The 12,902-nt window shown below is 51.2% G+C and carries 6 protein-coding genes; 2 read left to right on the top strand and 4 right to left on the bottom strand.

The genetic code is table 11. The features are described from left to right. Positions 1-2: 2 nt before the first annotated feature. Complete coding sequence (locus ASG34_RS10425; protein WP_235559772.1) at positions 3-1,019, bottom strand: methyltransferase; 1,017 nt, start codon at positions 1,017-1,019, stop codon at positions 3-5. Positions 1,020-1,182: 163 nt separating this feature from the next. On the opposite strand from ASG34_RS10425, the gene ASG34_RS10420 reads away from it, so the two are divergent. After that, positions 1,183-2,682 carry an iron-containing redox enzyme family protein gene (locus ASG34_RS10420; RefSeq protein ID WP_088178523.1) on the top strand — a complete coding sequence of 500 codons (1,500 nt, stop codon included), beginning with the start codon at positions 1,183-1,185 and terminating at the stop codon, positions 2,680-2,682. Between the two features lie 81 nt (positions 2,683-2,763). On the opposite strand, the gene ASG34_RS10415 is transcribed toward ASG34_RS10420, so the two are convergent. Beyond that, positions 2,764-3,003: a hypothetical protein gene (locus ASG34_RS10415; protein WP_055830261.1), complete on the bottom strand. Its 240-nt coding sequence runs from the start codon at positions 3,001-3,003 to the stop codon at positions 2,764-2,766. Positions 3,004-3,281: 278 nt separating this feature from the next. Here ASG34_RS10415 and ASG34_RS10410 point away from each other — a divergent pair, with 278 nt between their 5' ends. After that, on the top strand, positions 3,282-3,968 hold the full coding sequence (locus ASG34_RS10410) for a hypothetical protein (protein WP_055830259.1): 687 nt from the start codon (positions 3,282-3,284) through the stop codon (positions 3,966-3,968). A gap of 7 nt (positions 3,969-3,975) precedes the next feature. Here the strand turns inward: ASG34_RS10410 and pbpC are convergent, their stop codons facing one another. Then, on the bottom strand, positions 3,976-6,165 hold the full coding sequence (gene pbpC, locus ASG34_RS10405) for a penicillin-binding protein 1C (protein WP_200934443.1): 2,190 nt from the start codon (positions 6,163-6,165) through the stop codon (positions 3,976-3,978). Between the two features lie 47 nt (positions 6,166-6,212). After that, positions 6,213-12,152 carry an alpha-2-macroglobulin family protein gene (locus ASG34_RS10400; protein WP_055830255.1) on the bottom strand — a complete coding sequence of 1,980 codons (5,940 nt, stop codon included), beginning with the start codon at positions 12,150-12,152 and terminating at the stop codon, positions 6,213-6,215. Between the last annotated feature and the right edge of the window lie 750 nt (positions 12,153-12,902).

Below are 12,902 nucleotides of genomic sequence, written 5' to 3'. Positions count from 1 at the left end.
GCTTACGGTTCAGCTACTGTGCTGATGAGTTGCAGCAAGTTATCTGCCTCAATGGTAGGCCGGCTGACCAATAACCAGACGGCGGCAATTCTGTCTGCCCGCGCATAAGCATCGGTAGCGAGTTCTTCACTGAAAATATCCGGGTCTATCTCAGAATATTGATAGGTGCAACCAGCTTCTTTGGTCTTCTGTTTGACTTCTTCCAGAAACGGGTCGTGCCCTTCGACGATTGCGACACCGGTATACAGCATGAGCGTGCCGCCAGGAGAAAGTCTGGTCAGGGCAGCATCGACAATATCCAGCGATAACTGCGCACCTAATGGCCCGTTGCCATGGCGATATGCCCTGGCAGATGGGTCTACCAGATAAGGCGGGTTGGCAATAATCACATCAAACTCGCCTTGCACATCATTCAGCAGATTACTATATTGAAAATAGACATTGGCAATGCTGTTCGCCTTGGCGTTGGTCGTTGAAAAAGCCAGCGCTTTCTCATTGATATCCACACCGTAAATTTCTGCATATGGTAAAGCTTCAGCCAGTAAAATCGCTGCTACTCCAGACCCGGTACCTATATCCACACAACGCTGAACCTTACCTTGCAGTGTCGCCAGTGAGTGATACATGGCATTAATATAACGATAGGTATCCGGGCCAAAAAACACGGCGTCTTGTGCCTCGGTTGGAAAGCCGGAATGGACAAATAATTTATCCGCGACACTGGAAACGCGCACCAGGGATTGCCAGCCATCATCTACCGCACGCAGCACGGCGGCAGCATGCATGAGCTCAAAAATATCAGCATCTATACTTCCTTGCGTGAAGGGACGATTCCAGCCAAAAATATCCTGCAAAGTTTTTGCCCAGGCATTTTCCGGGCGCTCATTTACCAGTCTATGCGTGGTCGGGGTCACCGTGACAAATCGGTAACCGCGTTCATATAAAGCCTGCAACAGCTTTTCTAGAGGATCGTAGCCCAGAGTATCCTGGGCGGGTGGATTATCGACTTGCTTGATCACTTTGAACACCTTTGCAATGCTTTGATGAGTTGTAATGGCAGCTTAACAGAACTCTGCAATTGTTTTAATAAGCGTATTCCTACATGTATCTCCATGATTGTCTGATATGGAATTTGACACTAAATGCGTAACTTACCAACTTCATGAATCAGAGGCGGTAACTATGTCTGGTGTGCGTATTGAATTTGAAAGAGAAATAAAAAGGCCTCAGGGAGCGGTCAGTCAGCCAAGCAAGGCTGTTAATCACTGGACTTCCAAATCAGTCTATTTCTCTTTGCTGGAATCTAATCATTCAGCAGCAACCAAAGCAAACAGTGCAGAATTACTGGTTGAAAAGTTAAAAGAAACTGACAGCCATGCCACCAGCATGCCTGCCAGTATTCAAGAGCTGGATCACTGGCTGACTGAACATAATGAAATCGTAGGCCGTCAATACCGGGAATACCTGGCAGCGCGAAAAGCTGGTCAACCCAGGTGGTATTTCGGCAGCAAGTCCCATGCTTTGTTTTTCCTGAAAGCCGTGGCACCCACCAAACTGGTAGATGGCGCATGGTTATTTGGCTTGATGCGTCATTGGCAAGACCCTCGGCTAGCATCACTGATCAAAATTTATCTCGAAGAACTTGGTGATGGTGTCGAAGCCATGAACCACGTAGTGCTTTACCGCAAACTATTAAAACTCAATGGATGCGAAGACTGGAAAACGCTAGATGACCAGTTTTTCACCCAGGGTGCAATTCAATTAGCATTATCCGCACACACTGACAGCCATTTGCCGGAGGTGATAGGTTTTAATCTTGGCTACGAGCAACTACCGCTGCACCTGCTGATTACTGCCTACGAGTTGAAAGAACTCAATATAGATCCGTATTATTTCACGCTGCACACCACTATTGATAATGCGCAATCTGGTCATGCGCGTTCAGCGATTGATGCGGTTGAAGAAGCCATGCCAATGTTTAGTAACTCACGCGAATTTATGCAACGCGTAATTGCTGGCGTAAAGTTAAATGACGTCGGATTGAGTACGCTGGATATCATCAGGCATTTCGACCTGCAAGGCGAAGTGGTAAGGGTTCTGCAAAGCAAAGCCAACATCGGACAATTCATGCATTCTGACCGCTGTGTGATCGGCGGCAAGACTGTAAATGAATGGTTGCAGGATAATGAACAGGTCGCCATGTTTTTATACGAAATGGAAAAAACAGGCTGGATTAAACGCCACCAGGACCCTGAACAAAGTCCTTTCTGGAAAGTCATTGCCGGTGAAAAAGCGGCCATGTTTGGCGTGTTTACACCTTATGAACAGCAAGTGATTTATGACTGGATTGCTGGAGATGCATTGGAAAGTATGCCTATGCTGGCCCGGTTAGGTAGGCCATGGCGCATGGTTGAACGCCAGTCCAAAGCGCAGGAAGATGCAAAAAACAGCCGTTATGGCAATGTGTATGACTTCCATTCCGGTAACCGTATCGGTAAAAAATTGCCTGATACCGATTTTAACCAGGACCAGCTGTCTTTTGAGCGTTATGTGCACAGTATCGACAATGAAGAAGCACTGATGAATTTCCTTGTGGACTGGATGTCACCTGCAAAGCATCACACCCCTTTAGGCTTGTGTGCGACGCGTTACTTTAAATCGCATATGGATTCCCTTTTTTAAGTCATTCTTTATAACTGGATAATAAAAAAGCCGCATTGATATGCGGCTTTTTTTTATGAAATTTTTTATTGATTCTTGTCGCTAGCAAGAACCGCCAGGTTTGCAACCACACGATTTTCCAGTCGGCTTCAGCATTTTCTTTTGCCAAGCCTGCTCGAATGCTTGGCGACTCATTGGTTTAAGATTTAAAGATTGCTGCAGTTCATTATCGGCAGCTTGCGCCTGGTAGCGATGAAAATGGCTCAGATATCTGGCATAAGCGCGGTCTGTGCCTAGCAATTTTTGCCATTGGGTCCATAGCCATTTTTTGAATTTAAACATAAGTGCTCCTCGTTTGGGATTTTCCTGCTAATCATTTATTGACTATAGTAAGTTGAAAAAATGCCATGGAAAAAGTATTTCGGTATTTTTTATTTGTGCAAATGTATTTATTAAAATGTATAGTGGGATTAAGTATTAAGTTTCAGATCACCGCATTACATATCTTTCATCATCAGGCATGCTTAAAGTAAGTTTGAGGTGGCATCAAACGCTCTGATATCACTAAGAGCGAGCATATCGCTATCAATTTTCATTTTGGATAGAAAAGGAGAGGTTTTATGCATTGGAAACTCAATCGATTGCATCCAGCAATTTATTTTTCTTTAGTGATGTCGTTAGTGATGTCATCTGGCATGGCTAGAGCAGATTATATCTATAGTTACACTGGGCAGCCTTTTAATGTCACTTCCTCAACCATAATGCGTGAAGGGGATGACTGGATTACGGTCGAAAAAACATTTCAAAGCACGATCACTGCGGCTATCAGGACTTCATCATTACTTACGCCAAGCACGCAGTTAGCGGATATCATCTCTGTCACCATGACCGGTACCCCTTATGAAGGAAGTGTTTTCACACTCGAATATCCGGGAGCACCAATACCGGATCCTTTTCCCCCCTATGATCTAAGGGTAGGGGCATATCTGGATATCATCAGCATGGATGCAGCAGGTCTACCATCAGCATGGGATATTTCCGTAGATCAGTATCTCTTTATCGGTGGGCGCGCGCATTACGTACAAATGCTGACATCTACTATCAGTGACAACATCAATGGATATGATGAGCCATTTAGTGGATTCGCAGGGTCAAATCAAAACTCACCAGGCAGCTGGCAAGTGACCTGGATAAGCTCAGTGCCGGAAAACCAAACATCTGGAATGATTTTTATGGGTTTGGCCATGATCAGTCTGTTTGTAAGGTATAGCAATTTCAAACATCCGCTAATGCAACTGAAAGCTTAAGCCTCACTCAGTGTGATTTGGAGGGGCGTACATTCAGCCCCCTCACCTCGAACACATGTTTGTCTAAAATACTATTATGTGGATCTGTCAGCACCAGTTCATGCTTCCCTGGCATAGGCAAGGGCACTAGAGCTTTTGTTCTGCCGCAGGCAGCTACCGGGCGATTGTCCAAGAACATGCAGGATTTACCCGTGCCTCCGGATTGCAGCAGCAGTGCCTGACGTTGCTGCGGGATATCCGGATCAGGGGCGATGATAGCGGAGTCTGGCGGCGCAATCAGCATGGCTGATGCGGGGGTAACATTGATATTGATGATTTGATTGGATACGACCTGCGTGATGCGATTGTCTGCGATCACCCACTCTTGCCGCGGTGACTCAATCGGTGGTTGATAACGCACTTGCTGATGCAAAAGGCCATCTGGAGGCGTCGGTTGCTGGCTATGTTGTTTTTGGTGAAGGTATTCAACGATATCACGCCACACCGGCGCCGCACCAGTGATGCCAGACACATCCCACATGGGCGCACCGGAAAAATTACCTACCCAGACCCCCACTGTATAACGGTCAGTATAACCAATCGCCCAGTTATCTCGCATGGCCTTGCTGGTGCCGGTCTTCACCGCTGCCCAGGTGCGGGTCGAGAGCGGGCTGGATAGCCCGAAAGTGATGGTGCGTGCGCCGGGATCCGACAGTATATCTCCGATGATAAAGCTGGCTTGCGGGCTGAACACCTGCCTGGATTCACCTTCTACTGTAGATGTGCTGGCAGGTATAAAACTGACCGCCTGCCATAGACCGCCATTGGCTAATGCGCGATAAGCGTTAGTCAATTGCAGCAGCGTGGTCTCTGCCCCACCGAGTGCCAGGCCAAAGCCGTAATGATCTGCATCACGGGTCAGGCTGCTAAGGCCTAGTTTCCTGAGTTTATCCAGAAAAGGATCAACGCCGACCAGCGTCAGCGTGCGGATCGCGGGTACATTCAACGACGCACCCAATGCCGTGCGCACACTGATGGCGCCCTGGAAATGCCGGTCATAATCTTGCGGGATATACAGCCCGGAAGGGGTGGTCAGGGCCAATGGGGAATCGTCCAGTACCGAACTGGCATTCAGCCATCCCTGGTCCATCGCCAGTGCATACAAAAACGGTTTAAGGGTGGAGCCGGGCTGACGCAAAGCAGCCACGCCATCCACTTCTGACGCGCCGGATAAATCACCGCTGGACCCGACATAGGCGAGCACTTCGCCGCTCAGGTTATCGAGCACCACCACCGCGCCATCTTCCACATTCTGGTCTGCCAGTTGTGCCAGGTGAGTGTGCAGGGTATTGCGCGCAAAACGCTGCACACTGGCATCGATACTGCTCTTCAACTGTTCGCCATTTTTGTTTAATAAATGTCGCGCCAGATGCGGTGCATCGTCCATACCCGCGATTGGAAACGGTCGTGACGGCAACAGTGCTGTGCGCAAGGTCACTTGCATGCAGCTATCCGGCTTGGATTTGTTGCCGGTGAAAAACGACATGGTCTGCAGCGTTGCACAGGCACGCTTCGCCAGCCGGCTGCGGGAGGCTCCCGGCGATTTGATGAGTGATGCCAGGATAGCTGCATCTATGTTATCCAGTCCATTCGGACCTTTAGCCAACAAACCTCTTGCCGCAGCATCTACACCAACAAGCTCACCGCGAAACGTGACGCGATTCAGGTAGGCTTCCAGGATTTGCGGTTTGCTCCAGTGCAATTCCAGCGCCAGCGCATACCGTATCTGGTTGAGCTTAGACAGCCAGCTGTTTTGCGAAGAACCGTCAGCTGGAGCATTTAACAGCTTGGCTAATTGCATGCTGATGGTACTTGCACCCCGGGCACGCGAGCGATGCAGGTTGTCCAGTACGGCTGAACCTGCCGCCATTAAATCTACGCCTGAGTGACTGTAAAACCGTTTATCTTCGGCGACTAATACAGCCTGTTGCAGTGTGGGAGAAATGTCCTGCAAGGGAACCCATGCCAGCATACGGCGTTGTTTATCCAGGCGCAGGCGTTGCAAAACCTGGCCGTCCCTATCCAGCAAAACCGCTTCAGAACTACGGGTAGCAGACCTGGCTTGTTCAAATGATGGCACAGGCGCAAGAAACACCCAGGCACTCGCAACAATCACCAAGATGGTCATTGTTGCGAGCAAGATACGCTTGCGGGTCACTGCAGTTCTTTCCTCAACTGGACTTGATTCCTTTGCCTACATGCTCATTAGAAGCCAGGTTTTACTTCTATGGCAGCGACAGGCAGTTCGGCAAATATCTCCGGCGCATACATGGCCTCTACACGGCTGGCTGGCATGGCAAAGCGGCCAGCGTTGTTCAACCGCACGGTGTATTCGATGCTGAATTTGCCTTTAGGTACATATGAATAATAAGCGCGGAAGCCATCAAATGCGCGTTCTTCAAACGCAGGACGTTGCCAGCCTTGTTTCTTTTCTCCGGCTGCCAACAGGCTGGAATCGCCGCCAAGGCCGCTACCTAAAATAGTCGCTCCCGCCGGTACCGGGTCATTCACCACTACCCAGGTCATATCGGTCTGCGCATCAATTTCCAGTTGCACGCGGTAGGTATCCCCGCGTTGCCACAGACCACCGTTTTTTTGTTCAATTGTAGTCACTGTGCGTTTGAGTTTATAGCCGGAAAATAATGGTTTATCCAGCGGCAATGCGGCTTTGGAAGTCACAAATGCCCATGGTTTGCCATTGCCCAAGTGCTGGATAGACAGTGGTGTGGCATTTTTTGGCCAGGCAAAATGCGTGGCTAATCCGGCGCCCATAGGCGTGCCTTTTACCGGGTCATGATGCCCGGTTTCTTCTGAGGCCGTTTTTGCGCCAGACCAATTGAGTGACTGCGCTTGATCGCCCAGTTTGACTTGCGTGCTGCCAGCTACCGGTGCTTTCTCAAAATGTGCCTGGAAGTAACGCAAAGCGGTCGCGCCCCAGGCATTGGCAACAGTAGTGCTCCAGTGGCCGTTGACCTGGCGCGATAGTGCACCACGCGCCAGACGGCCTATGTCAGCCGCTTCCATCTCCGGGTCTTCTGCTAGCAGGCGCAGTGCACGTACTGCATTCAGGTCGGGCGACACCATTAGCCACCACAGGTAATCCTGTTTCTCGGTAGAGAAATTCATGGTGGTGCCTGAGAATGTCAGCCGCGATTGCAAGACCTGGCGTGCCTGTTTCAGTTTTTCGTCATGTTCGGGAATTTCTGGCAGCTTTTGCAACACGGATAGCCAGTCAATCACGCCCGAGCTTGGCCACAGGTTGGGACTGATTTCCAGTGGTTCCAGCATGGCCGGGCGCGCGCGCTCATACCTGGCCAGTGCATCAATCGCGGCCAGTTTACGCAGCGTTAAATCAGCTGTTTGCAAGCTGCCATAGCGGTGGATACGGCCGGCGACAAAATCTTCCAGGCCTTTCAACATGCGCTCACGCGGACCCTCCGGAATCGTGTAATGCGCTTCATCAGCGATACGCAGCAGGTAGCTGGTCAGCGTATCGTCACCCTGCAACCAGTCGATGGCAAAATACCTGGCGAGGCCATCCTGATCCAAGTGCGCAGGCAGGCTGTTCATCACCTGGTTCCAGCCGCCTTCGCTTTCCAGCGTGACCGCGACAGAAGCGCGTTGCTCCAGGCAAACATAGGGATATTTGCTCATCCATTCGCGTAGTGCGTCCTGGTTGCCAGCCAGTGAGCGCGTCAGCTGGACATCGATACCGCCGCGTCCTGCAATCGCACCGGCCGGTTGCTGGACGGAGAAGGTCAATGGTGCATTCGTTTGCGCTTCTGGGTTTGATGGTTGTCCTGAATTCAATTGCTGCAAGGTTTGCTGGTATACCCGTACCGGATACGCGGCACCGACTTGCTGTGAAATTTTCAGCAGGTCTTGCGCGGGTTTTTGATTGTTACCGGTGACCACTTCCCTGGCACTGATAGCCCAGTTAAGACGAGTTGCATTTAACGGAACAGTCGCCGGGAAAGATAAGGTAGCGCCCAGGCCCTGTTTCAGCGTTACGCGCTGGGTGTGCGGGGTTTTGCTGATGTCATCCGCTACCGCCACATCCAGGGTCAATGGCCGCTCGGCACCATTACGCACAGTGACCATGGCATTGAACTGGTCGCCTTCACGTACAAACGGCGGCAAGCCCGAGAACAGCATCACTTCCTGGCCGCTGCGGATCAGTGTCGATGCCGTACCAAAACGCATCGCCCCGGCGTGGGCAATCGCCGCAATCCGGAATGAGGTTAAAGAGTCATTCAAGGGCACATCCACCACTGCCTGGCCATGCTTATCCAGTTTCAGGCTGGGTTTCCATAACAGCAAGGTATCAAACAACTCACGTGCATTGGCGCCCTGGCCGCCGCCGCCGCCAGGTGCTACGGCTTTTTTGCCAAAATGGCGTTTGCCTATCACCTGTGATTGCGCGGTAGACGTACGTACTTCAATTGGCCGCCGCTCCATCATCGCTTCCAGCACATTCCACGACTGCGGTTTTGCCAGTTGCAGCAGGCCTTCATCCACTGCTGCCAATGCCACTTCAGCATTGGCAGCAGGTTTTCCGGATGGGTCTGTCACCGTCAGTTTCACGCGTGCTTTATCGCGCACATGGTAAGTCTGGCGGTCGGGTTCGACGTTGACTTTCAGGCTATAGGCCTGCCAGCCGACGCGTATTTGTGTCATGCCGAGCTTGAATGCCGGCTTGGTTAAATCCACCAGTGCAGTGGGCCGCGTATCTACCTCAACCGGCATTTTCTTGACCAGCCCGAAGAACATGCCTATGCGGTAAACCATGCGTTTCAGCCATGAAAACTGGCCCGACACTTCGGGGTCTATGCGGCCACGCACCACCATCACCGATACATAGGCGTTCGGGCCGTAATTGCTGGCAATCGGCACCTTGATGAAAGGGGAACTAGCACTGACAGGTACTACGAAAGAGTCGAGGATGCCTTCGCGCTCGACTGTCACCAGGGCAGTCGCTTTGCGGAACGGCATGCGCACTTCAAAGCGTGCCGTTTCACCAGGTTCATAGGCGCGCTTATCCGCCAACAAATCTATGCGGTCACTTTGCGAGGCGTCAAACCAGGCATTGTCGTCTGCCACGTACACTTCATTGCTGGCGATGGCAATATTGCCCTGTTTATCCTGGGCGGTGGCGACAAGTATGATTTCGCCGGATTCCGGCGCCGGGCCATCGCAAACCAGCATGCCGCGTTTATCAGTATTGCCACTGCAAACATTGCCTGCCTGCTTCACTTCAGCGGTTTGCTCATAGGCATAAAACCCGCCCAGCATGCGCTTGCGGTAAGCATAAGTTTTACGCGTATATGCTTCGATATTCACTTTGCGGCCTGCCCAAGGTTTGCCGGCCGCATCCAGCGCCAGTACTTTGAACGCCAGCCGTTCCTTGGTGGCAAAAAAGCCTTCTATTTTCATGCCTAGCGATAATGCCGCAGGCAGGATGATGGCCTGGGTGGCCGCATTCAAAATCTGTCCGTTAGGGTCTGTGTATTCCATCTCCACCTCAAGCGCATGCGATTCCTGCACCCTGGGTAATTTGTCGAACGTGACCCTGGCACCGCCATTGCCATCCAGCGACAGATTGACCGTTTTCGCCGGGTAGCCTTTTACCTGGGTAGATTCATCACCTGCATCGCTTTCACCCCCTTCTTCCATTTCCGGATCATAGGAATAGGGTTGTACAGCCTCTATGCCCTCTTTTGGAATGCGCCCGCCAAAACTGAAATCTTCAAACTGGCTGTATTGCAACGGGTAGCGCACCAGTCGGCTGCGGAATTTGACCGGGGTGCCGGCAGCGGCGCCTCCCGCCAAATAATTCAGCTGGGCATCAATCGCCAGTTGATTGCCGTTAATCAATGGTTGCACAGGCGGTTTCAGCACTGCTTTCATCAGCGGCACCCGGTACTGCTCCACGCGGAACGCGCCCGAGGTGAGCATGAACTGCCCTGCCATTAACGACACAGAGTAAGTACCCAACTTTGCTTCCTTAGGGATTTCCCAGGTCGAGATGCCGGCAGCATTGGGCCATTTCACCGGTACATCGTATTTCTCGCCGCTGCCCTCATGCACGACTGAAATAGTATCTGGCTGGTTGTCTGCAAGATCAAAGCCTTTGCCGGTACGTACGCGGATGAAGTGTTTCATGGACACTTTTTCACCGGCGCGGAACAGCGGCCGGTCAAATACCGTATGTGCGATCAGCGGGGTGCCGGAAGAGCCGCCGCCAAGGTTGAATTGCCAGGGGCTGATGCCATCGTCCCAGGATGAAAACACGAAGGACATATCATCATCCTTGCGCGCTGTTGCCAGCAAACCCGAGCAATGGTTGTAATAGCCGTCAGGCAGCGTTTCTTCAATATGTGCCATCCCCTTGCCATCTGTTTTGCCTTCCCACAAGGTGCGACCTTCACAGGTGGAAACCCGAACTGCAGCATTAGCGACCGGTTGTGCATTATCCAAACGTGTGACCCATACCAGCGAAGATTCACGACCCTGTTTCAGATGCACTGCCATATTGGTCACTAACGCACTGGAAGATACATAGTAGGGCTTTTGCTCGCCATGCAGGGTAGCACCCAAGCGGTCACTGGCGAATTCCACTACATAAAAACCAGGCTTTTTCAGTGGCACACCTATCAACTCAAAGGTTTTATCACCATGGGCGCGCGGCAGTTGCAGTGGGCTGGTGTTAAAACGTGAATCCCTGGCTGACCCCATCAATAGCGGGATTTCGCCTTCGCGTGGGTAACGGTCATGCTCGCGCGAAAACTGTTGATCTAACTTGTTATCGTAAGGGTGGCGGGTGACGCGAAAAAACCATTCGGCCAGCGTGGCGTCATCGTCCAGTGCCAGCCTGCCGACAACGCCTTTACTGGTCGTGGATGCACCAGGTTGCACTTGCACGCCGGTCAATGTTGCCTCCACATTCCGCACGCTGACGGGCAGGGCAGGTTGTGCATGTTGTTCGAGAATACCAAAGCGCGACGGGAATTTGATTAGTGGCGGGTCTTCATCAATATTCAGTTTCAGCGGGAAAGACGCACTGTTCACGGGTGAGCGATCAGCGTCATCCTTGAAGCCATAAGGCAGCGACAGGCTGATGCTGCTTTTTTCGGTAAATGGCCCGCGGAAAGACACCGACTCCAAGGTTTTACCGGTGTCATTCTTGGCAATCACCGGTGCTATTTGCTTGCCATCGGCAGTCTTAAGCAATAACTTACTGGCAACATCGCGTTCTACCGGCGCGCTGAATTGCACCGTAATTGGCAGCACCGGCACGCAGCCCGCTTTCGGGTTGGTGCGCGTGCAATTGACACTGACTTTAAATGCCTCGCGCACGGCAAATTGCAGTGACTGGGCCTGTGAAGTGGCAATGCCTGAGGTTGAGGTGATGCCTTTGTCCCACCATAAAGTCACCTTGCTGCCGGCCGGTAACTTGCGGTCACATTGGGCCACGACCACAGTTGCGTTTTTCAAGCGGTTATCTTTGACTTCAACGATGCCTTGTTTAGCTTTTTTGGTGATGACCAGAAAGAAATTACTGGCACGGCTAGCCTGCTCGGCCAGGATTTTTTCGCGCTGGCTGCCTTCGATAATCCTTAACGGAATACGGTCACCCACGCCATTAATACTGCAAGCGGCGTGCTGTTTCACGGATTCAAGATTGACCGGCGCGTCCAGCCCCAACAGGAATACCTGCTCTTCATCAATGGACTCATTACCTTCGTAAGGATGGGAAAGCTGAATGGCCGGACCGCCGGTGTTGAAGCTGAAAGATTTACGATCAAGCGACACGCCATTCAGGCTTTTGCTGGAGGATTTTGGTGTGAAAGTACACTTCAGTCCCGCGGGCAGGTCATCGTCAAAATCGTAGACCCAGTTACGTGCATCGGCCCAGTGGCCGTTGCCGGGTGCCGGGCAACTGATGTCAAAGGGCGATTCAAGTCTGGGGTCACCAAAGGCCACCATAGGTTCTGAGAAGCGTGCGCTCACTTGGCGTACGGCTTTTATTTCACCTTGTGGCGAGAATGATTGTACCGTGACAGCGGCTGTTGCGGGTGCGGGTTCGGCCCCAGCCTTATTTGAAAGCAATAGTATGCTTAACAATACAATCTTCAACGCGCTCATGAAAATCCTCTTCTATATTTTTATGTCAGGCGGGTTTGCTGAGGTATAGCCCGCTTGGTTTCGCGACATGGTGGAAGTGATGGCGTCACCATGTACTGGATGGTTTAAGTGTAACGAGCTTTGGTGACACTTGCCATATCAAATCATTATTGTTAACAAATCATCATCTGCAGCGGTTCGTCATACCGGCGAAGGCCGGAATCCAGGCAAAATTAATGCTTAGCTTGGTTACGATCGAAGAGCGAGTGCTGCACTTCTTGGTTTGGTTTTAAAAGTATTTCTTTGAGAATTAACCATTTTATTTCGCCTCTAGGCGAGTTACTTTTCTTTGCTTGCCCAAAGAAAATGTAACCAAAAGAAAGGGTACCCTAGCTTCCGTTTTTTCCCTCCGTTGCTCGTCCTAGGACTGTCGTCCGTAACCGGACTCTATGTGGGCATCCAGCGAAACTCGCCCTAGCGGCTTGCAAAGAACGCAAGCCACCGCGGAACTCGAACAGACGCTGGTCGAAAACTCCCACGCTGACTGCGCTACTCGGCGCGTCAGATAGGGCCCGGGAAAGGCACACGCTTTCACTTGAGTGTAATTCTTTAGATACCGCATCACGCTCTATCATTGTGGAAAACCAGTCACGAATTTATTGAGTTTTTATCTTGATCTGTAGAGACAACAGTTAGCACCCACCATCTTTGATGTATCACTAAAGTCTCATCGTAGTGTTTTTAAATGGGCCCTATCTGACGCGCCGAGTA

Source organism: Methylophilus sp. Leaf416 (genome assembly GCF_001424665.1).
Lineage (GTDB): Bacteria > Pseudomonadota > Gammaproteobacteria > Burkholderiales > Methylophilaceae > Methylophilus.
The sequence above is the reverse complement of the archived record's forward strand: the minus strand, read 5'-3'. Positions and strand labels throughout refer to the sequence as shown.